Source organism: Sulfurimonas sp. (assembly GCF_029027405.1).
Classification (GTDB): domain Bacteria; phylum Campylobacterota; class Campylobacteria; order Campylobacterales; family Sulfurimonadaceae; genus Sulfurimonas.
The window spans coordinates 2,429,718-2,454,014 of record NZ_CP093396.1 but is presented as its reverse complement, the minus strand read 5'-3'; the positions used below and the strand labels follow the sequence as shown (position 1 = coordinate 2,454,014).

At 33.0% G+C, this 24,297-nt stretch carries 20 protein-coding genes; 18 read left to right on the top strand and 2 right to left on the bottom strand.

Features of this window, described 5'->3' with window-relative positions; translation table 11 throughout:
• Positions 1-19: 19 nt before the first annotated feature.
• The 18 genes from MOV42_RS11900 to MOV42_RS11815 all read left to right on the top strand — a co-directional run bounded on the left by MOV42_RS11900 (position 20) and on the right by MOV42_RS11815 (position 22,938).
• Positions 20-1,252 carry an OmpP1/FadL family transporter gene (locus tag MOV42_RS11900; protein ID WP_324171395.1) on the top strand — a complete coding sequence of 411 codons (1,233 nt, stop codon included), beginning with the start codon at positions 20-22 and terminating at the stop codon, positions 1,250-1,252.
• A gap of 8 nt (positions 1,253-1,260) precedes the next feature.
• The gene (locus MOV42_RS11895) at positions 1,261-2,997 is read left to right on the top strand and encodes an ATP-binding protein (RefSeq protein ID WP_324171394.1); all 1,737 of its coding nucleotides are present in this window, start codon (positions 1,261-1,263) and stop codon (positions 2,995-2,997) included.
• Between the two features lie 196 nt (positions 2,998-3,193).
• Entirely contained in the window at positions 3,194-3,583 is a 390-nt protein-coding gene (locus MOV42_RS11890) for an NAD(P)H-quinone oxidoreductase subunit 3 (RefSeq protein ID WP_324171393.1), read from the top strand.
• On the top strand, positions 3,565-4,074 hold the full coding sequence (locus tag MOV42_RS11885) for an NADH-quinone oxidoreductase subunit B family protein (protein ID WP_321777485.1): 510 nt from the start codon (positions 3,565-3,567) through the stop codon (positions 4,072-4,074). Before MOV42_RS11890 ends, MOV42_RS11885 begins: the two co-directional genes overlap by 19 nt.
• Positions 4,074-4,880, top strand: a complete 807-nt coding sequence (locus MOV42_RS11880) for an NADH-quinone oxidoreductase subunit C (protein ID WP_324171392.1) — start codon at positions 4,074-4,076, stop codon at positions 4,878-4,880. Before MOV42_RS11885 ends, MOV42_RS11880 begins: the two co-directional genes overlap by 1 nt.
• A gap of 12 nt (positions 4,881-4,892) precedes the next feature.
• A complete protein-coding gene (nuoD, locus tag MOV42_RS11875) occupies positions 4,893-6,134 on the top strand; it encodes an NADH dehydrogenase (quinone) subunit D (protein WP_324171391.1) in 1,242 nt (413 codons plus the stop codon).
• Positions 6,134-6,358, top strand: a complete 225-nt coding sequence (locus MOV42_RS11870) for an NADH-ubiquinone oxidoreductase subunit E family protein (RefSeq protein WP_324171390.1) — start codon at positions 6,134-6,136, stop codon at positions 6,356-6,358. The genes nuoD and MOV42_RS11870 overlap by 1 nt, the downstream gene beginning before the upstream one ends.
• A 9-nt stretch (positions 6,359-6,367) precedes the next feature.
• Positions 6,368-8,365 (top strand): FAD-dependent oxidoreductase, encoded by a 1,998-nt coding sequence (locus MOV42_RS11865; protein ID WP_324171389.1) that lies wholly within the window; start codon positions 6,368-6,370, stop codon positions 8,363-8,365.
• Positions 8,362-10,551, top strand: coding sequence for a 2Fe-2S iron-sulfur cluster-binding protein (locus MOV42_RS11860; RefSeq protein WP_324171388.1), 2,190 nt, complete (start codon positions 8,362-8,364; stop codon positions 10,549-10,551). The genes MOV42_RS11865 and MOV42_RS11860 overlap by 4 nt, the downstream gene beginning before the upstream one ends.
• Positions 10,544-13,033, top strand: coding sequence for an NADH-quinone oxidoreductase subunit G (locus MOV42_RS11855; RefSeq protein WP_324171387.1), 2,490 nt, complete (start codon positions 10,544-10,546; stop codon positions 13,031-13,033). The genes MOV42_RS11860 and MOV42_RS11855 overlap by 8 nt, the downstream gene beginning before the upstream one ends.
• Positions 13,034-13,036: 3 nt before the next feature.
• Positions 13,037-14,023: an NADH-quinone oxidoreductase subunit NuoH gene (gene nuoH, locus MOV42_RS11850; protein ID WP_324171386.1), complete on the top strand. Its 987-nt coding sequence runs from the start codon at positions 13,037-13,039 to the stop codon at positions 14,021-14,023.
• A 9-nt stretch (positions 14,024-14,032) separates the two neighbouring features.
• Positions 14,033-14,647 carry an NADH-quinone oxidoreductase subunit NuoI gene (gene nuoI, locus MOV42_RS11845; RefSeq protein WP_324171385.1) on the top strand — a complete coding sequence of 205 codons (615 nt, stop codon included), beginning with the start codon at positions 14,033-14,035 and terminating at the stop codon, positions 14,645-14,647.
• Between the two features lie 11 nt (positions 14,648-14,658).
• Positions 14,659-15,234 (top strand): NADH-quinone oxidoreductase subunit J, encoded by a 576-nt coding sequence (locus tag MOV42_RS11840; protein ID WP_324171384.1) that lies wholly within the window; start codon positions 14,659-14,661, stop codon positions 15,232-15,234.
• Positions 15,231-15,539, top strand: coding sequence for an NADH-quinone oxidoreductase subunit NuoK (nuoK, locus tag MOV42_RS11835; protein ID WP_324171383.1), 309 nt, complete (start codon positions 15,231-15,233; stop codon positions 15,537-15,539). Before MOV42_RS11840 ends, nuoK begins: the two co-directional genes overlap by 4 nt.
• 4 nt (positions 15,540-15,543) lie before the next feature.
• Complete coding sequence (gene nuoL, locus MOV42_RS11830; protein ID WP_324171382.1) at positions 15,544-17,466, top strand: NADH-quinone oxidoreductase subunit L; 1,923 nt, start codon at positions 15,544-15,546, stop codon at positions 17,464-17,466.
• Between the two features lie 3 nt (positions 17,467-17,469).
• Complete coding sequence (locus MOV42_RS11825; protein ID WP_324171381.1) at positions 17,470-19,023, top strand: NADH-quinone oxidoreductase subunit M; 1,554 nt, start codon at positions 17,470-17,472, stop codon at positions 19,021-19,023.
• Entirely contained in the window at positions 19,023-20,531 is a 1,509-nt protein-coding gene (gene nuoN, locus MOV42_RS11820) for an NADH-quinone oxidoreductase subunit NuoN (protein WP_324171380.1), read from the top strand. The genes MOV42_RS11825 and nuoN overlap by 1 nt, the downstream gene beginning before the upstream one ends.
• A 34-nt stretch (positions 20,532-20,565) precedes the next feature.
• Positions 20,566-22,938 (top strand): DUF7494 domain-containing protein, encoded by a 2,373-nt coding sequence (locus tag MOV42_RS11815; RefSeq protein WP_324171379.1) that lies wholly within the window; start codon positions 20,566-20,568, stop codon positions 22,936-22,938.
• Here MOV42_RS11815 and MOV42_RS11810 read toward each other — a convergent pair.
• Both MOV42_RS11810 and miaA read right to left on the bottom strand, forming a co-directional pair.
• Positions 22,935-23,369 carry a phospholipase D-like domain-containing protein gene (locus MOV42_RS11810; RefSeq protein WP_324171378.1) on the bottom strand — a complete coding sequence of 145 codons (435 nt, stop codon included), beginning with the start codon at positions 23,367-23,369 and terminating at the stop codon, positions 22,935-22,937. The genes MOV42_RS11815 and MOV42_RS11810 overlap by 4 nt on opposite strands.
• Positions 23,366-24,247 carry a tRNA (adenosine(37)-N6)-dimethylallyltransferase MiaA gene (gene miaA / locus MOV42_RS11805; RefSeq protein ID WP_324171377.1) on the bottom strand — a complete coding sequence of 294 codons (882 nt, stop codon included), beginning with the start codon at positions 24,245-24,247 and terminating at the stop codon, positions 23,366-23,368. Before miaA ends, MOV42_RS11810 begins: the two co-directional genes overlap by 4 nt.
• Positions 24,248-24,297 lie beyond the last annotated feature (50 nt).

Below are 24,297 nucleotides of genomic sequence, written 5' to 3'. Positions count from 1 at the left end.
TTAAGGGATGGAGAAAAGAATGAAAAAAATAGTATTAATGTCACTTGTGGCTAGTTCAGTTTTAATGGCAGGGGGATATAAAATTCCAGAGACTTCACTTAACGCAGTTGCACTTAGTGCAGCAAATATCGCACATAACAAAAGTGCAGATGCAGCTTATTATAATCCTGCTAACATGGTCTTTATGGAAGATAAAAATCATTTAGAAGTTGATTTGACTTATATTGGACTAGATGCTATTGATTATAATGGAAAGCATACAAGTGGAGCTACTGTATTTAATGGTAGTTTAAGCTCTGAGCCAGAATCATTTTTTATCCCATCTATTCATTATGTTTCTGGCAAAGCTGGAGAGACTCGTATAGGTCTTAGCATAACTGCTCCAGGTGGATTATCTAAAAGGTGGAGTAAAGAACCTGCAAAAACTTCAGCGGAAGAATTTACTCTTCAAATTGTAGAAATTAATCCTAGTGTTGCTATTCCAATTAATGATAAAGTTTCGTTTGCTTTTGGATTTAGAATTTTGCACACAAGCGGAATAGTTAAAAGTGATGGTGCTGTTGGTGCATTAGGTGGGGCTAATGCCTTTCGCGATATGACGGGTGATGCATTTAGTTATGGTTATAACTTAGCTTTGGCGTACAAACCTACAAAAGACTTAGAGTTAGCGGCTACATATCGTTCTAATGTTAGTTTAAATGTTGAAGGTGACGCAAAATTATCAGAAGGGATTACTTCTACTACTTATGATGGGTATACGAGTGTTAGCATACCTCTTCCTGCAACATTTAGTCTAGCAGTCGCATATACTCTACCTTCAAAAACAAGTATAGAAATTGTATATGAAAGAAATATGTGGTCAGCATATCAATCCTTAGATTTTGATTATGATGGGACAGAAAGTGCTATGTTAGGAAATATTTTTGGGAAGGCTATTGAAAAAAACTGGAAAGATACAAACGCTTTTCGTTTGGGTATTACTCAAGAACTAAAAAATATGACAATAATGGCAGGTATGGTTTACGATCAGTCACCAGTTCCAGAAAAAACTATAGGGTTTGAACTTCCAGATTCTAACTCTCTTGCAATATCTCTAGGTGGTCGTTATCAAATAAACGAGCAATTAGATGTTGGTTTATCAGTTCTTTATTCTATGAGAGAGAGTAGAACTGTTAAAAACGATAATTTAGATGGTGAATTCTCAAATGGTAATGTACTTATAGTTTCTGCAGGTGTAGGATATAAATTTTAAGGATATAATTGAAAATATTAGTTGATTTTTTACAAAACAAAAATATACAAAAGGCTCAAATATTTTCACAACTAAAATGTAGTGAAAATGAAGCCTTAATGTTACAAAACTTAGCAAATAAGTATATGCAAGGTCAAGATGATGTTTTGGTTTTGGAACTTTTAAATGAGCTTTATGGTGCTGATGGTTTTGAACATCTGGATCATTTACAAGAGATTAAAATACTTTTAGAACTTGGATGGATTCATCAGCAAAGTTTTACTCCTGTGAAGATTTCAGATGTTACACCATTGGAGCTTTTAAATACAGCAGTTGGTTTAACCCCTTCATTTTTAAAACTACTTCAAGATGGTGAACATGATAAAGACTTGTCAGACATAAAACCATATAGTGACCATTTGGAGTACCTTCAAGAACAGTTTTTCAGGATAGAACTTTATCAAAAGATGAGTACAATTCGTCAAAATGTACATGAACATTCTCTTGGCATCGATAGAATTCAGCAAAAGTTACAGCTTCTGGAAAAAAGGATTGAGCAAAGAGTTAAGCAAACTTCAGAAAAATTTATTTTAGATAAGTTTTTTAAACAAAAAAAGCTTCAATCAAAAGAGCAAATCATATTTTTAGCGCTTCTTCGTGAAGAATATAGTGCAACAGATGCAACTCTTAGAGAGATGAATACTCTGATAGATTTAATCTCATTAGATGAGTATGAACGCATCAAAAATCGCTCATTGCTTGAAGACGGCTCAAATTTACTCAGTGCAGGAATCATAGACTATGAGGAGATGCTAAATCCTTTTGGTGGTATCGCTCGTGCTTTTTATATTGTTGATGAGGTTTTACAAAGTATAATCCACCCGCAAAAAAATAAAAAAGTTCGTAGATTAAAACTAAATGCACTGATAGAAGAACAAGATATATTTGAGCTAGTAGAGAGTGAAACTACTTTGGACGATGTAGTTTTAGCGAAAGAAACAAAAGATACTTTAGAAAATCTTATGCGTCAAGTTGATAAAGAAGTTATGGCTAGACTTGTAAAATGGGGTGTTAAAGATAAAAAGAGTGGTATAGATGCTAGGATTATTTTTTATGGCCACGCTGGAACTGGTAAAACAATGACGGCACACTCTCTTGCAAAATCTTTAAAAAGACAAATTTTATCATTTGATTGTTCAAAAATTTTATCTATGTATGTAGGTGAAAGTGAAAAGAATGTTCGTAAAATTTTCGACACTTTTTATGATTTGAGTGAAAAAACAAAAACAGAGCCAATTTTACTTCTAAATGAAGCAGATCAATTCTTAGGAGCTAGGTCTAGTGGTGTAAATAGTTCTGCTGATCAGATGCATAATCAGATGCAAAATATATTTTTAGAGCAGATTGAAAATTTTAGAGGAATGTTAATAGCGACTACTAATTTACTAGAAAATATTGACAAAGCATTTTCAAGACGCTTTAACTACAAAATAGAATTTAAAAAACCATCTGAAGCTCAAAGAGTAGAATTATGGGAAAAAATGTTACCACAAGAAGCTCCATATGAAAAAGATTTTGATGTTGCTAAATTAGCCTCATACCCATTAACAGGTGGTCAAATTAATTTGATTATAAAAAATACAGCATATAAAGTTGCTGTTACAGATGAGCCACTTTTTACTTTAGAAGCCTTCGTAAGTGAAATAAAAAGAGAAAAAGATGCTAATTTCGATAGTGAAAAATCAATGGGTTTTTTGCATAAATAATCCTTTAAAATAGAAAGTGTTACTAATATACACATTTTCTATTGAAAATCAAGAATAGCGTTTCTTTTAGTTACACTTATATATTCTTAACTTACTCTTATCCTTTCTTTAATACTCTTTTTGATATAGTGTACTAACTATTTTTTCTAGAGTTATGCTCAAAAAAAATGAAAAAAATATTTATAAGGTAGGTTATATGGAGCACATAAGCACTGCAAATCCGTATTTTGGGGTATTTGTACTATTTGTTGTAACATTTGGTGCATTTACTGCTACGACAATTATTGCTCGACTTGCGAGTCGTGCGTTGGCAGCTAGAGATAGCGAAAAAATTAGACTTTCGGTTTACGAATGTGGACCTGAAATCACGAAACAACCAAACAGAATTTCGCCACAATTTTATCTGTTTGCATTACTTTTTTTACTGTTTGATGTTGAGATTATTTTTATGTTTCCATGGGCAGTAGATTTTAGACTACTTGGCTGGTTTGGATTTGCTGAGATGTTAATGTTTATAGGATTATTGACTATTGGTTTCGTATATGCATGGAAAAAAGGAGCGCTTGAATGGCACAACATAAAGTAAATTACACACAAGACGGTGGATTGCCTGTCGCACTTACAAGTATAGACAAGATTGTAAACTGGGGACGTTCAAACTCACTTTGGGCGCTTACTTATGGTCTTGCTTGTTGTGGTATTGAGATGATGGCATCAGGTGCTTCAAGATATGACTTTGACAGATTTGGAACAATCTTTAGAGCATCTCCAAGACAAGCGGATGTTATGATAGTTGCTGGAACTCTTACTAAAAAACATGCAGAATTTATCAAAAGACTTTATGATCAAATGACAGAGCCTAGATGGGTTATATCTATGGGTTCATGTGCAAATACTGGCGGTATGTTTAACACTTACGCAACTGTTCAAGGTGTTGATAGAATTATTCCTGTAGATTTATATCTTCCTGGTTGTGCTCCTCGTCCTGAAACGCTTCAATATGGAGTTATGTTACTCCAGCAAAAAATTCGTGCAAATCATGCATCTAAAGCACAAAAAGCAAAAAGGCTAATGTAATGAGAGCATATAAAGCTAAAGATAATGTTCAAGCTAAAGCATATTACACAGATAGATTTTACAAATCTCCACAAGTGCCAAAAAGCCCACCTGAGAGTGATGAAGTTTTCAACGCAGATTTAGAAGCTATTAAATCTAAGTTTGAAGTTTTAGACGCTTTTATTCAAGTTAAGCAACTTGTAGTATTTATAAATCCAGAGGACAATTACAAAGTTTTAGAATTTATGAGAGATGAGTTAGAATATTCTCAGCTTTCAGAAATGAGCGCTATTGATTGGATTGCAGATAGAAATGGTTTTGAAGTTTTTTATCAAATGCTAAGTATGAATAAGAGAAAGCGTATTCGTATTAAGATGTTTATTCAAAATGGTGAAGCTGTTAATTCTGTTGAAAAACTTTTTCGCTGTGCTGACTGGAGTGAGCGTGAAATGTTTGACATGTTTGGAATCGAAGCAAATGGACATCCTTTTATGAAGAGAATCCTTATGCCTTATGACTGGAGCGGACATCCACTTCTAAAAACTTACCCACTTCAAGGTGATGAAGCAGCTGCTTGGTATGAAGTTGATAAGATCTATGGAAAAGAGGCAAGAGAAGAGATAGGACCTGAAATTAGAGATACTGCAAGAGTAGATAGATATGATTCAGATAGATTTTCTCGCTTAGGTCATGAAGTTCCAAAAGGAACAAAAATTACTGGAGATGAGCCAGAAGTAATACAGCCTTACCAAGAAGAGGGTGGAGTATTCTTAATTAAGAAATTTGATAGAGATTCAACAACTATTGTTGATGACCCACAAAGATAGGGTGGCGAAAATATGGCACAAATAAAAAATAGATTAACACCGTTTTTTGAGAATATTACTTTTGATAGAGATGATAATGAACTTATCTTAAACTTTGGTCCTCAGCATCCATCTGCTCACGGTCAATTACGCTTAATGCTTCATTTACAACAAGAACAAATCGTAAAAGCTCATCCAGATGTTGGATACCTTCATCGTGGAATGGAAAAAATGGCTGAGAACATGATATATAACGAGTTCATGCCAACAACAGACAGAATGGACTATATCGCTTCTTCTTCAAATAACTATGGTTTTGCACTAGCTGTTGAAAAATTAATTGGTTTAGAAGTTCCTCGTCGTGCAAAAGTTATCAGAATGATGCTTTTAGAGATAAATCGTTTGATGAGTCACTTATTCTGGTTGGCGACAACCGCACTTGATATTGGAGCTATGACAGTCTTCCTTTTCGCATTTCGTGAAAGAGAATATTTGATGGATATAATCGAGGGATATTGTGGAGCTAGACTTACTCATTCGGCAATCCGCATAGGTGGAGTTCCTTTAGATATTCAAGATACATTTATCTCTCAACTAAAGACTTTTTTAGATGAACTTCCTCAAAATATTAAAGATTATGAAGACCTTCTTGACACTAACCGTATTTGGCTTATGAGAATGGAAGATGTTGGAGTTATTTCTAAAGAGATGTCACACTCATGGGGTTGTACAGGTCCAATGCTTAGAGCATCTGGAACTCCTTGGGATATTCGTAAAGAAGAGCCTTATGAGTTGTATGATGAAGTAGAATTTAATGTTCCTTGGTCTGACAAAGGCGATAACTTTGCAAGATATCGTATTTATATGGAAGAGATGCGTGAAACTGCTAAGATTCTTTACCAATGTATGGATATGTATGCTAAGTGTGTTGAAGATGGACAAACTGAATTAATGGCTCATTCTCCAAAATATATATCAGCATCTAAGATGGATATTATGACTCAAAACTACTCTTTGATGCAACATTTCGTTTTAGTAACACAAGGTATGCGTCCTCCAGTTGGAGAAGTATATGTAGCAACTGAATCACCAAAAGGTGAGCTTGGCTTCTTTATAAATTCTCAAGGCGGACCTTATCCTTATAGACTAAAACTTCGTGCTCCATCTTTTTGGCATACAGGTATTTTAACTGACCTTTTACCAGGTCACTATATTCCAGATGTTGTTTCTATTATTGGTACAACAAACATAGTTTTTGGAGAGGTTGATCGATAATGAAAAGATATGATTTAAGACATTTAAAAAAAGAGTTTGAACCTCGTATGAAAGAACTTTTAGCCCAACATAAAGAGGGTGAAGTTGCAATCTTTTTGTTTGAAATAGGTAACTTTACACCTATTCAAAAGTCTGCTGATCTTGTAAAAGAGTGTGGCTATGAGCTTATGAACTCTTTAAAGTTTAACGAAGTCGATTGGACTATCGTAGTGAAAAAAGGCTAGGAATTTATTTTGAGTAAAGTATATTTTTCTACTTGGAAAGGGGAGCTGATAAACAATATTGGTAAACCTCAAGAAGAGTGGAAAGAATCAGCATATAATCTACCAGCAATATACGATGACCACCGTGATTCTAAAGCCTTTATAGGTTGGGATGGTGTTGCATTATTTAAAGAAGATGTAGATGTTATTCGTTTAGCTATGGAGTATGCTGCTCAGTATCAAGAGTATTCAGAAGCTTGTGGAAGATGCGCACCTGGAAGATGGGGCGGAAGAATTCTTTATGACCAACTCGATAAGATTGCTCGTGGAGAAGGCTCTATTGCTGATATGGAGCATTTAAAAGAGATTGGTAAGTCTATGCAACTTACTTCAAAATGTGAGATTGGAAAGACTGTTCCAAATCCAATTATTGATTTAATGACACATTTTGAAGATGAGTTTATGGATTGCATCAATAATCAAAAAGCATCTAAACATTACACCCAAGAAGTTAGTTATATAGCTAAAATAACTGCTCCATGTACTGATATGTGTCCATCTCATGTAGATATTCCAGCATATATAGAAGGTGTAAGAGATTTACGATTTTATGACTCTTTAGCTGCTACTCGTAAAACCATGCCTCTTGCTCATGTTTGTGGTCGTGTTTGTCCTCACCCTTGTGAAGATGCTTGTCGTCGAACCAATCTTGATGAGCCTATATCTATTATGGAACTTAAACGATTAGGTGCTGATTGGGAGAGCGATCATGGTCTTGGTTTTTATCATCCAATGGAGAAAAAGAAAAAGCCTATGGGCAAAAAAGTTTCTGTTATAGGCTCTGGTCCTGCTGGTTTAACTACTGCTTACTATCTTGCTGCCCAGGGAGTGGAAGTTGATGTTTATGAAGAACTTCCTGTCCTTGGGGGAGAAGTTGCAGTAGGTGTTCCAGAGTACAGAATGCCAATAGATAAATATAACCAAGATATAGAGTGTGTTAGAGATATGGGTGTTAATTTTATACTTAACTCTAAAGTCACAGCAGATGATATGAGAAGATTTGAAACAGAATATGACGCTATTATGGTTGCAACAGGAACAAGAATAAGTAAAAAAGTTCGTTGTGATAATGAGAAAGAAGATGTTGAAGGTTATTGGTCAGCTATAGAGATGCTTGACCAAGTTAATCTTTGGGATAAATATGGCATCGGAGAAGCAGTTGATTTAACAGGTAAAACTGTTGTGTGTGTTGGTGGGGGTTTCACATCGATGGATGTTGTTCGTTGTGCCATTCGTGCTAATGCTAAAAAAGTTTATATGATTTATCGTCGTGATGAAAAGACAATTATAAAAAATACAACCTATGAAGAGTATCATGAAGCTGTTGAAGAAGGAGTGGAATTTCTTTTTCATTCAGCAGTAAATAAAATGAATGATGAAAATAATATCTTAAAATCACTTGATGTTGATAAATATGAGTTAGTGCCAGACCCAAATGGTGGTCGCGCACAACTTGTAAAAGTTGAAGGTGCTTCTTATAGTATTGAAACAGACTTTATAATTCCAGCAGTTTCTCAATCAGCAGATTTAGAATTACTTCCTCCAGAATGGGAAATAGGTATGACCTCATGGGGAACTATTAAGACAAATGGAAAAGACTATATGACAACTCGCAAAGGTGTTTTTGCTAGTGGAGATTGTGAATATGGTCCTATGACAATTGTTAACGCCGTTGGTCAAGCAAAGCGTGGAACATCAGTAATGCTTCGATATCTTCAAAGTGGAGAAATAAGTCTAAATGATGATGAGATTATGGAAGACCATTTAAGAAGTCTACGCGTTTATGATAAAGATGAAAAAATTACAGGTTGGTTACCAGGTATTCCTAGACAAAAGAGTGAAGTTTTAGATGTTGATAATAGAAAAGACAATAACAAAGAAGTCAATTTTGGTTTCACTCAAGAACAAGCTATAACGGAAGCAAATCGCTGTATGAGATGTTATTACATAGCAATGGTTGCAACATGATAAATTTTAAAATCAATGGCAATTCTGTTGTGGCTAAACAAGGAGAAAGCATACTTCAAGTTGCGCGTCGTGAAGATATATATATCCCTACCATGTGTTATCTTACTAAAACAACTCCTAATGCATCTTGTAGAATGTGTGTTGTTGAGGCAAAAAATGTAGATGGATTTATATTAAGCTGTAATACTAATCCGACTGAAGGTTCGGAATTTACAACAGATTCAGATGCTTTGTATAAAGAAAGACAAAACATTATGAAACTTTATAATGTAAACCATCCTTTACAGTGTGGCGTATGCGATAAAAGTGGAGAGTGTGATTTACAAAACAAAACTTTAGAGTTTGATATAGGCGTTCAGGATTTTGGAGTTCGTGACATAGCTAGAAAAAAGAAGAAATGGGGAGTTCATACTTACGACCCTGCTCTTTGTATCTTATGTGAAAAATGTACTTCTACCTGTAATGAAATTGTAGGAGTTGAAGCTCTTTACATTTTAGCAGGTGGTTATAAATCTCGCATAGAGATAAATATGGCAAATTGTATCGAGTGTGGAGAGTGTGTCTCTGTTTGCCCTGTTGGGGCTATGGCATCTACTAATTTCAAATACACATCAAATGCTTGGGAATTAGATAAAATCCCTTCAAGTTGTTCGCACTGTTCAAGTGCTTGTTCATTATATTATGAATCAAAGGATGGAGATATCAAAAGAGTTACAAACGAGGCAGATTTTACAGCTCTGTGTGGAGCGGGAAGATTTGGATTTGATTATGAAAACAGAGTTGAATCAAAAGACAATATAGCATTTAACAAAGCGGTTGAGGCTTTTTCAAATGCTAAAAATGTAGAGTTTACTTCAAATATTACGAATGAAGAAGCATATTTACTAAACCTTTTGAAGAAAAAACTTGGGTTTAATCTTGTTAATGAAGAAGCTAGAAGCTTTCAAGAGTTTATGAGTAGTTTTGCAGACATGGCAAATACTTCTCTTTATAATGCAACTCTTGATGATTTAAAGAAAAGTGATTTTGTTATAAGTGTTGGAAGTTCACTTCAAAGTGATAACCCTATCTTAAAATTTGCATTATCTCAAGCAGTTGGAAATAACAAGGCTTATATATCTTCTATTCATCCTGTTGAAGAAAAAGATGTTGCAAATATGGTTTCACTTTTCATTAAGAATGAAGTGGGAAGTGAAGAAGCGGCTTTAGCAATGATAGCTGATGTTTTTGTAGAAGATAAGTCAACTCAAGAAGAGTTTTTTGATTCTCTTGATATTGGGTATCTTAGCGGAGAAAGTAATATTTCTGAAGAAGAATTAGATACTTTAAAAAGCAATTATGCAAGAAAAAATAATCCTATCCTTATTATAGGTGAAGATATTATAAATCATCCAAGAGCAAAAAACATAGCATTAATAGCAGCATATATCCAAAAAAATACTGCTTTTAAAATTATGGTAATTCCTCCTGTTACAAATACTTTAGGTGTTAGTCTGATTTGTGATTTAGACAAAAAAGAAAATGGTTCTACTCTAGGTTATAATGTGAAAGCAGATTTTTCTTTAAAAGCAAAAGGTGATGGAGATTTAGATATGCCTGCTTTAAATCAGCAAGAAGGTACCTTTGTAAATATTGATAAAGATTTAGTTATTTTAAATGCTGGTGCATTTTATAATGGATATGAGTTAAACGACATAGCATCTGCCCTTGGCGTAAAAACTCAAAATATTATCGATTATACTTCAAAACTTGGCTTTAAAGAGATTGAGTTTGATAATCTTGATAACTATTATGATAATAGTGGTACAGCATATAGAGGTTATAAAATTGAGCCAAAAACAAATAGAAAAAAGCCAAAAATAGAAGAAGTTGAAGAGTTAGGTGAGTTTAACGGAAGTGTAGTTTATGCTAGAAATCCATTAGACCAGTTTAGTGAGTTTACAAAAAATTGTAAGCAAATTATTGAAAAAGAAGACCTTCTTGGTTCGAAACAGTTTGCACTTTGTTCAAAAATCAAATCAGGAGATAATGTGAAGTTTAGCATTGATGGAGTTGAGTTCGTTAGACGCTTTAAAGTGGATAAGTATATGAAAGGCACTATTGCTTACAATCCAATTTTTAGCATGGATTCGAAAACTTCAAATTATAGATACAATCAAGTTAAAATAGAGGTTATAAATGAGTAACAATATAACAATTACAATTGATAACAAAGAGGTTCAAACTTCAGAGGGAGAGCTTATATTAAATGCTGCTCGTGCAAATGATATATATATTCCTGCAATTTGTTATCTCTCGAGATGTAGTCCAACTCTTGCATGTAGATTATGTTTAGTTGAAGTTGATGGAAAACAAGCTTATGCTTGTAATGCAAAATCAAAAGATGGTATGAATATCACGACATCAACAGAAAATATAGAGCAAGAACGACGCGCCATAATGGAAGTTTATGATGTAAATCATCCTCTTGAATGTGGTGTTTGTGATCAGTCTGGTGAGTGTGAACTACAAAACTACACTCTAGATATGGGAGTAGATGCTCAACACTTTGCAGTTAAAGATGTGGCTAGAACTACTCATGATTGGGGACATATTCAGTATAACTCTGGTCTTTGTATCGTTTGTGAAAGATGTTCAACTGTATGTAAAGATATGATTGGTGACAACTCTCTTAAAACAATTCCAAGAGGAGCAGATGCTCTTGAGGCTGAGTATAAAGATGAGATGCCAAAAGATGCTTACGCAATGTGGAACAAACTAAATAAATCTCTTATTGGTTTAACAAATGGAACTGATGTTCTTGATTGTACTTCTTGTGGAGAGTGTGCATCTGTTTGTCCTGTTGGAGCATTAGTAGATACCCAGTTTGTATATAAATCAAATGCTTGGGAGTTAGAACAAATTCCAGCAACCTGTGGTCACTGCTCTGCTGGTTGTCAAATAACTTATGATGTTAAGCATACAAGCATAGATAACCCTGAGAAGAAAATTTATCGTGTGATGAATGAATGGAATTATGTGTCACTTTGCGGTGCTGGTAGATATGGTTTTGATTATGAAAACACAAATGTTACTAAAGATGAAAAAGCATTTACATCTGCTCTTGAAGCTTTCAAAAAAGCAGATACTATAAAGTTTACTTCAACTATTACAAATGAAGAAGCATACATACTGCAAACTCTAAAAGAGAAGCATGGTTATAAACTTATAAATAATGAAGCAAAATCTTTTGCTACATTTATGAAAAATTATAGTGAAATTAGTGGAACAAAACTTTGGGGAAGTGACTTAAAGTCTACTCATAAGTCTAACTTTGTTATATCTGTTGGATCAGCTCTTAAGAGTGATAATCCAAATGCCAGATATGCACTAAATAATTCTATGACAGTTAATAAAGGTGCTGGTTTATATTTTCATCCTGTAAAAGACCCTATCATCGAAGGTCTTGGTAAAAGTATAATGACTGTCACTCATGCTCCACTTCAAGAAGAAGTAGTCCTTTATTTAATTCTAGACTTATTTGGAGATAAAGAAAAACTACCTGCGAAAGTGGTTGAGTATTTAGCATCGTTTCATTCTGAAAAAACTATAACAGTTGAAGAAACTATAAAAGAAAAAGTAGTTGAGATTGTTAAAGAGATGAAAGTCAATAAAGAAACAGGGGAAGAGGAAGAAGTTGAAGTAGAAAAAACTAAAATGGTTCCTAAAAAAGTTTCTAAAGAAGTTGTTGTTGATGACAATTCTCTTTTAACACTTTTAGGTGCAAGTGATAATTTTATGGAAGCTTTAGAGAAAAATTTAAAGAAAAAAGACTCGTTTGCTATGATAGTTGGACCAGATTTATATAATCATCCAAACTCTAAAAATCTTGCAAGACTAGTTGCTCTTGTTGAAAAATGTAGTGATATAGCTTTAACAATTATACCTCCATTAACTAACTCTCTAGGTGTTGCTCTTATTTGTGAACTTGATGAGGAAGCGGGAGAATACAGTATCGGTTACAATACAAAAGCTGATTTCACATTATCGGCATTGGGTGATGGCGATTTAGATATGCCAGCCATCAATCAACAAGAAGGAACTCTTACATCAATCAACAAAAGAGTAAATCCAACAAATGCAGCACTTGAGTATAATGGGTATGAATTAAATGATATAGCAAATGCACTTGGAATGAACGTAAAAAATGTAATTGAGTATACACAATCTCTTCCAACAAGTGTTGGTTTTAAAACTCAAACTTTTGATAATCTTCCTAATCATTATGAAAATGATGGCACAGAAGTTAGAGGTTATGTTTTAGAAAATGTAAAAGTTAACAAAAGTACAAGTCAAAATGTAGAAAAATTAAATGATGAAAAACTAGAAGGTACTATTATCTATCTAGCAAATCCTGTGAGACAATTTACTGATTTTACAAATAAGACTACAAATCTTGATGAAGTTGCGGGTCTTTATATGAGTGAAGAGTTTTTGGAAAATTCAGAATTCTGTGAAGGGGATAGTGTAAGAGTTGAAAATGATAATTCTAAAATTATTCTTAATATTATTAGTGATAATAAAATAGCTGGTAGTATTGCAATACTACCAACATTTGATTCTAAACTAAATTCAGAGGCATTGTTTAGCGGTTATCGCTTTGCATCAGCTTCGATACAAAAGGTGTAATATATGGAAACAGCATATTTAATTGAAACGGTTATAAAAATCGTTGTAGTTTTACTTGTCTTTTCTGCACTTGCAGGTATAGGAACTTACTTTGAGCGTAAGATTCTTGCATTTATGCAACGGCGTCTTGGACCAATGAATGTTGGTCCTTATGGACTTCTTCAAGTTGCAGCAGATGGGGTAAAACTTTTTACAAAAGAGGATATTATCCCGACAAATGTAGTAGCGCCTATCTTTAAGATAGCACCAGTTATTACAGCTGCTACTGCATTTATGGCAGCTGCTGCAATCCCATTTTTACCATCATTTACAATTTTTGGTTACGAAGTACATCCAATAGTTGCAGATATAAATATTGGTATATTATATATTTTAGGAATTATGGGAGTTGGTCTTTACGGTCCACTTCTTGGTGGTATGGCTTCTGCGAATAAGTTTGCATTACTTTCTGCTGCTCGTGGTGCGGCTGTATTTATCTCTTATGAGGTAGTTACAGGTCTTTCAATTCTTGCACCAATTATGCTTGTTGGTTCACTTTCACTTATTGATTTTAATGAGTATCAAGCAGGTGGAATTACAGATTGGATTATTTGGACACAACCTGTTGCTTTTATATTGTTTTGGATAGCTGCTTTTGCTGAGACTGGTCGTACACCATTCCACCTTATTGCTAATGACCATGAAATTATCGATGGTTTTGGTACTGAGTATTCTGGAATGAGATGGGGACTATTTTTTATCGGTGAGTATGCAAATATGTTCTTTATATCTTTTGTAATACCTTTATTATTTTTAGGTGGATATGGAGATGGTAGCTTGTTTGGTGCATTAGGATTACTTGGAAAAATGTCATTTTTCTTCTTTTTCTTTTTATGGACAAGAGCTGCATGGCCAGATGTAAGACCAGACCAATTAATGTGGTTATGCTGGAAAGTATTAATGCCAATAGCGGTACTAAACATTTTAGTAACTGCAATAGTATTGATGTAAGGGGTAATGATGAAAAACGAACAATTTAACAATAGAGAAATTTCTAACGAATACTTTATGGTAGATATTGAGGATTACCCAACAGAACCTTGGGAAAAATTTAAGCGAGTTATAAAAAGAAGTTTTAGACTTGAACTTTTTGTTGGTCTTGGTGTTGTTATGAGAGAGCTAATATGGTTTAAAAAACATACAATTAGTTACCCCCAAGAACAGATGCCAATCGGTCCAAGATATAGAGCTATCCATGAAATGAAAAGATTATGGGAGTCAGATGCTGAAAGATGTATTGGTTGTGGACTTTGTGAAAAAATTTGTATATCAAACTGTATTAAAATAGATACAAAGATAGATAAAAACTCTCGTAAAGAAGTGACTGACTACACTATAAACTTAGGGCGTTGTATCTTTTGTGGATATTGTGCAGAAGTTTGTCCAGAGTTAGCTATTACTCATGGTGGTAGATACGAAAATGCAAGTGATCAAAGAGAACATTATGTGGATTTTGCAGATATGCTAACACCACTTGATGTAATGACAGCGGGTACTCAACAAGAGTTTGAAGGTTTTGGTGCAATTACACCACATGAAGATGAGCGTGTTAAAAAAACACCTCTAGCTTATTAAGGAGTTTGGGTATGTTTGAAGCGATTGCTTTTTATTTGTTTGCTTTTTTAACTATAACGATGTTTTACATTACGGTAACAACATCACAGGCACTATATGCTTTAACAGCATTAGCAGCAGGAATGATTTTTATATCAGCATTTTTCTTTATATTAGGTGCTGATTTTTTAGGTGCGGTGCAGATTGTTGTTTATTCAGGTGCTGTTATGGCTCTTTATGCATTTGGGATGATGTTTTTTGATACTACGAGAGAGTTAAAAGAGAAACAAGGAAATAAATACTTAATTACAGGCTTATCTACTTTAGCCGCAATTTTAGTGGTTTTAATTTTTGCTGCTCCTATAGTGGGCGATAATATTAAGGCTCTTTATCCAATGGTTGAAGGTGCTGGTAATACGCAAGAGATAGGTTTAGTACTTTTTACAAAGTATCTTGTTCCTTTTGAAGTTGCTGCTGTAATGTTACTTGTTGCAATGATATCAGGTATTGTTTTAGCTGGTAAGAAAATGGATCTTTCTTTGACTCTAATGAGCGATGCTGAAATAAAAGACTTAAAAAAAGAAAAAAATAAAAAGGTACTTTTATGATGGAAATAGGACTAAATCACTATCTTGTACTTTCTACAATTTTATTTTCTATTGGTTTAATAGGTGTAATGAGAAGAAAGAACCTTTTAATGTTGTTTTTCGCATCAGAGATATTACTAAACTCTGTAAATATTGCTTTTGCTGCGATTTCACATTTTTATGGTGACTTAACTGGACAAATGTTTGCATTTTTTGTGATTGCAATTGCTGCTAGTGAAGTCGCTGTAGGACTTGGTCTATTAATTGTTTGGCATAAACGACATAACAATATTGACCTAGAGTCAATGTCAACGATGAGAGGGTAGATAAATGGAAATATTTTTATATATCGCACTATTTTCACCATTAGTAGGTTCTTTATTTGCGGCACTTTTTGCTGCCTCACCTAAAACTACAGTAACTGGAATTATTCCAAGTGCTTTGCTTGGAGTATCTTTTTTAAGCAGTACAGTACTTTTAGTTCATGTGCTTACAACTGGTCAGAGTGTTCATGTTGAGTTGATGACTTGGATGGAAACAGGAAATTTATATATTCCTTTTGGTTTTGTAGTTGATCAAGTAAGTGTTACAATGATGATGGTTGTTAGTTTAGTTTCAACTGTTGTACATGTTTACGCAATAGGTTACATGGATCACGATAAAGCGTTTAACAGATTTTTTGCTTGGTTATCAGCATTTGTTTTCTCAATGCTAATTCTTGTTATGAGTGATAACTTTGCAGGTCTTTTCATAGGTTGGGAAGGTGTTGGTCTTTGTTCATGGGGACTTATTGGTTTTTGGTATCACAAAGAGAGTGCTACTTGGGCGGCAAATGAAGCTTTCATTATGAACCGTATAGCTGACCTTGGAATGCTAATTGGTATCTTTTTAGTTTACTGGAATACAGGAACACTTCAATATGCAGAGGCTTTTGCTGCGATGCCTACACTTGACGATGAAACACTTACTTGGATGGGTATTTTCTTATTTATCGGTGCTATGGGTAAATCAGCACAATTTCCACTACATACTTGGTTAGCAGACGCGATGGAAGGTCCTACCCCTGTTTCTGCTCTAATTCATGCTGCGACTATGGTTACTGCAGGTGTTTACTTAGTAGTTCGTGCTAGTCCACTTTATGATTTAATTCCGCATGTTGGAATTTTCATAGCTTCTCTTGGTGCTTTTGTCGCCATATTTGCAGCATCTATGGCTCTTGTAAATCGTGATATGAAAAAAATCATTGCTTACTCGACACTATCACAGTTAGGTTATATGTTTGCAGCAGCAGGGCTTGGTGCTTACTGGGTTGCATTATTTCACTTGATGGCTCACGCATTTTTTAAAGCACTTCTTTTTCTTGGTGCTGGTAATGTTATGCATGCGATGGATAATGAACTAGACCCATTTAAAATGGGTGGGCTTAAAAAGACAATGAGAGGTACATTTATAATGATGACTCTTGCGTCTATCGCATTGGCTGGAATCTTTCCATTTGCTGGGTTCTTTTCAAAAGATTTAATTCTTGAAGTTGCTTTTGTTGATCAGCATTACATTATATATTCTGTATTATTATTTACAGCAGGTCTAACAGCATTCTACTCATTTAGATTAATCGCACTAATTTTTCATGGTGAAGAGAGATATAAACTCTTTGGTATTCATCCTCATGAAGCATATAAGTTTATGTTAGTTGGTATGAGTCCACTTTTACTGCTTGCAATAATTGCAGGTTCATTTAAGATGACTTATTTTGAAATGGTTACAGCAGTTCTTCCTGCAACTGAGTACCATGTTCATAGTGCTTTGACATATTGGATAATGACTATCGGAACACAACTCTTCGTAGCTGCTGCGATTCTTTTTGCATATAAAAAATATGCACATAACAACATAAAAGTTCCAGATGGTACATCAGCATTAGAGCAAACATTTGTTTACACGCTACTTAGAAATCAATACTTCATACCATATATATATGAAGAATACATTGTTAAACCATATAGAGAATTATCAACAGTTCTTTGGAAAGAAGTTGATCAAAAAATTGTTGATGCATCCGTTGATGGCATCGCAAATACATTTTATTCAGCAGGTGAAGGAACGAGGAATATGCAGAGTGGTAATCTTTCCACAATGCTTAAATGGATGGTAGCAGGTCTTGTTATTTTATTATCACTAGCTGTAGCTTTTGCATTTGCAGCAAGTCACTCTGATGACATTAAGTTACTGTTATCAGGTTTAGGAGTTTAGTAGATGTTAGATAATATTTTATCAATTTTAATTTTCTTTCCAGCAGTAGCAGGTATATTTGGATTTGCAGTTGCAAAAGATAGTATGCGTGCATACGGTACAGCAGTTGCTTTTATAGAGTTTGCTCTTTCTTTGTTACTTTGGTTTAATTTTGATCCAAATGCATCAGGTATGCAATTTATGGAACAATTTCCTTTAGTTCCTGCTTTTGGAATCAACTATATCTTAGGTGTAGATGGAATTTCTTTATTTATTGTAGTGTTAGCAGCATTTTTTACATTTATAGGTATCGCATCTCTTAGTGATACAAAAAATGTAAAGTACCTTATTATTACGCTTCTGTTTTTACAGATGACTATGGTAGGAGTGTTTTTAGCTCTAGATGCAATAGTGTTTTATCTATTTTGGGAACTTTCTCTTGTTCCAATGTTATATATTATTGGTGCATGGGGTGGACCAAGAAGAATTTATGCTTCAGTTAAATTTTTCCTATACACATTTACAGGTTCTTTAGTTATGTTAGTGGGTATGTTGTTTATGGCGTATTTTTACAATCAAGTAACAGGTGTCTGGAGTTTTGCAATACTTGATTGGTATAGACTTGTCTTGCCAGAAACATTTCAACTTTGGCTTTTTGTTGCCTTTTTCTTTGGTTTTGCTATCAAAGTGCCTATGTTTCCATTTCATACGTGGTTACCATACGCTCATGGTCAGGCTCCAACTATTGGTTCGGTAATTCTAGCAGCGATTTTACTTAAAATGGGTACATACGCATTTATCCGTTTTTCATTGCCATTGTTCCCAGATGCATCTGTGTTCTTTATGTTCCCAATCGCTATACTTGCAATCATTATGATTGTTTATACTGCTATGGTTGCTTATGCACAAGAAGATATTAAACAAGTTGTAGCTTATTCTTCTGTTTCACACATGGGGGTTATTATTCTTGGTACTTTTGCACTGAATGTTGAAGGTATATCTGGTTCAATCTTTTTGATGATTGGTCACGGTATTGTATCAGGTGCACTCTTCTTGCTTGTTGGTGTGATTTATGATAGAAGACATACTAAGATGATGAGAGATTTTGGTGGTTTAGCTCATGTTATGCCTAGGTATGCAACTATCTTTGGTATTATGTTAATGGCTTCAGTTGGACTTCCTTTAACGATTAACTTTGTAGGTGAATTTTTAAGTCTTTTAGGTTTTTATCAACAATCACATATCTTAACTCTTCTAGCAGGAATTGCTATTATTGTTGGAGCTATTTATATGTTAGCAGCTTATAAAAAGATATTTTTTGGAGAAGTTAAAAATGAAAAAAATAAAAACTTACCTGATGTAAATAAAAGAGAGTTAATTGCTTTAATTCCTCTTGTTATCATTACTATTTGGTTAGGGATTTACCCTAAACCAGTTTTAGGACCTATTAGTAACTCAGTAGAGTCTATCGTTCAGCTTATGCACGATAAAGCTATAACAGATGAAGCTAAAAAGAGAATACCTAATATTGTATCAGAGATACAAATTACGAGAACTTCTACGAAGGAGGTACACTAATGTTAGCGCCAGTAAATATTTCACTAGAGTCGTTAAACTTAATGACTCTTGCACCAATGCTTATCCCAATTATTGGTGCCTTATTAATTTTAGTCATTGATATTATTAAAGGTGGACTTGATAAGACTTTATTTGTAATGATAAGTCTTCTTTTCCTTTTAATAGATATGGGAGCTATTTTAGAATCAGCAGGAATTTTTGCTACTGATGGGACTGTTATGGGTGTTTTTGATGTTATGCTCATAGATGGATTAGCAATCATTTCTCAGTTAATAATTGTCGGGGCATCTTTGTTATTTATTCCATTAGCATTAACACATAAAAGATTTCACGAATTCTCTTATCCAGAATTTTTTGCACTTTTCTTATTTATGCTTAGTGGCTTTCAATTTATGGTTGCAACAGATAATTTAATCTTAATTTTTGTAGGTCTTGAAACAGCATCTTTAGCTCTTTATACTTTAATAGCTATGCATAATCGTGACAAATCATTTGAAGCAGCAGTTAAGTATTTTACGATGGGTGCATTATCTGCAGGTTTTTTTAGTTTTGGTTCAATGGTATTTTATGCTTTAACAGGCTCAATCGAGATAAATCAAATTTCTGCTGTTTTAGCAGCTAATGGTTATGTTGATATAGGTTTTGTTCTTGTAGGAACCGTATTTTTATTGGCAGCTTTAGGCTTTAAACTATCTCTTGTCCCATTTCATACTTGGGCGCCTGATGTTTATGAAGGGGCGAGTGCAGCAATGGCTGGATTTATATCAATTGTTCCTAAAATTGCAGTTTTTGTAGTTACGATGAGAATTTTTGAATTTTTAATCCATAGTGGGGTAGTTTGGTTAGAAATAATACTATATATCATCATAGTTATTACTATGACTTTTGCAAATATTTGGGCATTGGTTCAAACAGATGTTAAAAGAATGTTGGCATATAGTTCAATCTCACATGCAGGTTTTGTAATGGCAGCTATCTTAATAGGAACAACACAATCAAATAGTGCTTTGTTTTTATACTGGATTTTATTTAGTTTTACTAACCTTGGTGCTTTTAGTATGTTATGGATTTCTCGCCAAAAACATCTTCCTGTTCATCAAAGTTCAGACCACAGTTTTAATAAGTTTGCAGGGATGATACAAACATCACCAATGGCAGCCATTATTATGGGTCTATTTATGCTTTCTTTAGCAGGGTTACCACCATTTGCATTATTTTGGGGTAAGATTTATATGATAAGTTCAGCAGTTACAGGTGGTTATACAGTTTTAGCACTTATAATGGCACTAAACTCTGCAATTGCAGGGTATTACTACTTAAAACTTATAGTATTTATGTTTATGAAAGACCCTGTTATAAATAAAGATGGAAGTGTATTTGTTTCAAATGCAACTCTTCCTTTAAAAGCTATCATTGGTTTTGCAGTAGTGGGAACTATATTTGCTTTTATTATTGTAAATCCAGTATTAGAGTTTGTTACTGCACTTGTATATAAAAGTGGGTATTAATACTTTATAAATTTATGAGGAAAAGGAAAATGATTTGTCAAGACTAATGTTTTCTTTTTACTTATTTATAAATTTATCCTCATCACTACTTTTTGCCCTTGATATAAGCCTTCAAGGGGCAAAAAGTGATTTTCAAAACTATTCAACACTTCATATAAAAGATAAAAATAAGTTCTTGTGCCAAGAGATTAAAAATGATTTTGATGAAGTCTCAAAAATTGTTTGTGCTTTTTCAAAATCTCCAAGTAAAAAATTTAAACCACTTCAAAATGATTTTTTTAATATTCAAACGCAAATAAAGAAAAGAACTTTCTTTATAATTATAACTCCATACAAAAAAATGAAACTTTTTCCTGTTGTTTTCAATTTAAGTAAAAATGATGATGTGTATAAAGCTAATGCAAAATTAGCAAATCACTGGATGATAATAGGATACAATAAAAAAATTCCATTTATGCATAAAGATGAACCATCTCAAATGGCAATAAATTTTCCATTTTTTCTTAAAAAAGATACATTCCCGTATGTAGGAAGTTTAGATATGAAAGGTAATCCTGTTCATATTAAAAATGTAGGTGATGTTAGTGACTACTTAAAGATAAAGCGTTATTATAATGATAAACAGTATGATAAATGTTTAAATCTTATAGAAAATGTAATGCTTGAATTTCCTTCTTCACTTTTTAATGCAGAACTTTTGTATTATAAAATCAGAGTAAATGCAAAACTTAAAAATGATGATAATGTTATAGCTTCTTCAAAAATTTATTTAAGAGAATACTCCTCTTATGAGAATGTAGCAGAAGTTTTAGCACTATCTGCGAGATCTTATGCCTTAAATGGTTTAAATTCACAAGCAGATTATTTTTTTGATAGACTATTTAGCGAACATAAAGATTCTTCCTTCGCAAAATGGGGATATATTTATAAGGGTGATATGCTCAAAGAGGATGGTTTACTTATTAAAGCTGTATCATTTTACAAAAAAGCTTTACATGATACTAGTAGCATAGAAATTGCGGCAAATGCTGCTTATGAACTTGCTTTGTATAATATAAGAAATGAACACAAAAAAGAAGCAAATAAATATGTAGCAAAAATAATCAAAGCAAAACCAGATTTATTTGCTTCTAAATATAAAAAATCATTAGATATGATAGATTTATTTGTAGATGCTGAGGAGTATTTTAGTGCGGCATCTATTGCTCAAGCACTAGTAAATAATATAAATTCTGATGATGATATGCATGAAAGTTTACTAAAAAATGTAGGTATTTGGTTTGCAAAAACTTCTCAAAAACAAGAAGCTTTACTAGCTTTAAACAAATACTTTACAAAGTACCCTGATGGTTTATATGATAGTGAAGTTCAAGTTGCTAAAGACTCTTTGTTCTTTGATGATAATGATGCTAACTTAAGTACAAAAATAGATGATTATAATGAGTTAATAGCTACTTATGCTGATGATAGCATAGGAAATCGCGCTGTTTATGAAAAAGCAAAACTTATGTCAGCTAACACTATGTTTGATGATGTATTAGAATTTAAAGATACCTTGTTAAATTTAGATACTGCCTCATACCCTGATACACAAAAAATAGTTAACGAAGCGGCGTTGGGTGCAATGGAACAAGCTTTACAAAAAAGAAAATGTAAAAGAGTTTTAACGATATCCTCAGAGTACTCTATATCACTATCTGATAAATGGGATGATGGCATCTATGAGTGTGCTATGAAAGGTGCGGATTTTTTACTTGCTAAAAAAGTAACAAGTAAAAATCTAAATTCTAAAGATATAGATATAAGAAAAAAATGGCTTTATAGACATATTAAAGTTGATTTTGCAACAGGAAATTACAGTGAAGTTGTAAAAGCATCTAAAGAGTTATTAGTTTTAATAAAAGATGATAAAAATTCAATATATAAAGATATATATAGAGTAGTTTTTGATACATACCAGCGACTTGAAAAAAGTGAAAAAATGATAGATGCCATAGTTAGAGTTCAAAAAGTATATGGCAAAAGTTACAAAGATATAGAGCGATACATAGCAGTCATGAGTGTTGGTAGTCAAAGTAAAGATGATAATTTAGTTTTACAATATGGACAAGAAGTTATGAGTATTCAAAAAGCATCTGATTCTTACTCTCAAAGTCCATTTGTAGAGTTTACTATATATCAAACATACATAAATAAAGAGGACTTTAACAAAGCACTAGAGGTCATAAAATCACTAAACACTGTGAAATTAAGTAAAAATGATAGAGCAAGACAAAAGTATCTTTTAGGAAGTGTATATGAAAAACTATGGAGAGGTGAAGAGGCACAAACTGCTTATCAAGAAGCTATAGATGCTGATCCAACTTCTGCTTGGGCAAAACTAGCACAAGGTGCTAAATCAGATTAGTTTAGAGATTTGAAAAAATTGTTGAATTTTGAGACTAGCTTTTTGTCATCTGTAATATATAAAACTTCATAATTATTTTTAAAACTTTTTTTAGTCCAGTTTGGACTTCCAAAAACAACTGTTCTTTTATCAAAAATTGCTATCTTAGTGTGAAGTTTTTTATCTAATGTATTGGCATCTATACTTTTAAAATTCACATCTTTTTTATCATAAAAAACTTTTACTTCAACACCTCGTTTTTTTGCTTTAAGTAACAATTTTACAAGTTTTTTATTTCCAAAATTATACATAGCTATATCAATACTACGCTTTGAATCTTTTATAAGTTTTTCAATATCATTTTTAGCTTTTTTTGAATCTTTTGGGAAAAAATAAAGAGAATTTTGAGCATATAGACTTATGCTTAGCAATATGATTAAAAATAACTTCATGTTAGTAATTTTCTTAGCTCATCTAAGTTTGCAGAAGTTGTGTTTTTAAATTGAGTACGATTAAAAGTATCCTGCCTTTTTGCTAGTTGCGCAGTATGGGTAGAAATATTTTGAATCATCTCTTCTTTTGAAGCACTACCATCTACATATTCTAAAACTTCTACAATACCAATAGCTCCCATTGAATTTGGAAATCTTGTGTATTTTTTTTCTAAAAGACAAACTTCATCTATCAGACCAAGACGAATCATCTGTATAGTTCTTTTTGATATTCGTTCTCTTAAAACATCTCTTTGCACTTCAATATTGTAAATATCTAAATCTTTGATAATTGGTTTTGGAGGATTTAGTTTAAACCATTCACTTGCACATACGCCAGATGCTTCGACGATAAGCATAGCCTTTTCAATTCTGTAAGCATCGGAAGAATTTATATTTGACATATATAAAGGGTCAGTTTTTACTAAGTAATCATAAGATTTTTTTAGATTTTTTAACTTAAATTTAACTCTATTTTTAATCTCTTCATCTATAATTGGGAGAGTAGAAAGTCCACTTAAAAGTGATTTTAAATAAAAAGATGTGCCACCTACAATAATAAGATTTTTATTATTAAATTCACATAATTTTTTCACTTCTTGATAGATATTTATGAGAGTATCAACGCTGAAATGCTCATTAGGCTTTAAGACATCAATACCAAAATGCTTAATGCCACGCATCTCTTGTTTTGAAGGTTTAGCAGAAACGATATTTATCTCTTTATAGATGCTAAGAGAATCAATAGAGAGTATATAAGAATCCATTTTTTTAGCAATTTTTATGGCTAAATCAGTTTTTCCAGATGCTGTTGGTCCTATGATGGCTAATCTTTTCATTGTAAAATTATATCATTTTAAATCAACTTTAGATAAAATAACAATCAATA

Coding starts and splice junctions, on each gene's coding strand:
- MOV42_RS11900 (WP_324171395.1), top strand. CDS start 20: ATGAAAAAAATAGTATTAATGTCACTTGTGGCTAGTTCAGTTTTAATG.
- MOV42_RS11890 (WP_324171393.1), top strand. CDS start 3,194: ATGGAGCACATAAGCACTGCAAATCCGTATTTTGGGGTATTTGTACTA.
- MOV42_RS11885 (WP_321777485.1), top strand. CDS start 3,565: ATGGCACAACATAAAGTAAATTACACACAAGACGGTGGATTGCCTGTC.
- MOV42_RS11880 (WP_324171392.1), top strand. CDS start 4,074: ATGAGAGCATATAAAGCTAAAGATAATGTTCAAGCTAAAGCATATTAC.
- nuoD (WP_324171391.1), top strand. CDS start 4,893: ATGGCACAAATAAAAAATAGATTAACACCGTTTTTTGAGAATATTACT.
- MOV42_RS11870 (WP_324171390.1), top strand. CDS start 6,134: ATGAAAAGATATGATTTAAGACATTTAAAAAAAGAGTTTGAACCTCGT.
- MOV42_RS11860 (WP_324171388.1), top strand. CDS start 8,362: ATGATAAATTTTAAAATCAATGGCAATTCTGTTGTGGCTAAACAAGGA.
- MOV42_RS11855 (WP_324171387.1), top strand. CDS start 10,544: ATGAGTAACAATATAACAATTACAATTGATAACAAAGAGGTTCAAACT.
- nuoH (WP_324171386.1), top strand. CDS start 13,037: ATGGAAACAGCATATTTAATTGAAACGGTTATAAAAATCGTTGTAGTT.
- nuoI (WP_324171385.1), top strand. CDS start 14,033: ATGAAAAACGAACAATTTAACAATAGAGAAATTTCTAACGAATACTTT.
- MOV42_RS11840 (WP_324171384.1), top strand. CDS start 14,659: ATGTTTGAAGCGATTGCTTTTTATTTGTTTGCTTTTTTAACTATAACG.
- nuoK (WP_324171383.1), top strand. CDS start 15,231: ATGATGGAAATAGGACTAAATCACTATCTTGTACTTTCTACAATTTTA.
- nuoL (WP_324171382.1), top strand. CDS start 15,544: ATGGAAATATTTTTATATATCGCACTATTTTCACCATTAGTAGGTTCT.
- MOV42_RS11825 (WP_324171381.1), top strand. CDS start 17,470: ATGTTAGATAATATTTTATCAATTTTAATTTTCTTTCCAGCAGTAGCA.
- nuoN (WP_324171380.1), top strand. CDS start 19,023: ATGTTAGCGCCAGTAAATATTTCACTAGAGTCGTTAAACTTAATGACT.
- MOV42_RS11810 (WP_324171378.1), bottom strand. CDS start 23,369: ATGAAGTTATTTTTAATCATATTGCTAAGCATAAGTCTATATGCTCAA.
- miaA (WP_324171377.1), bottom strand. CDS start 24,247: ATGAAAAGATTAGCCATCATAGGACCAACAGCATCTGGAAAAACTGAT.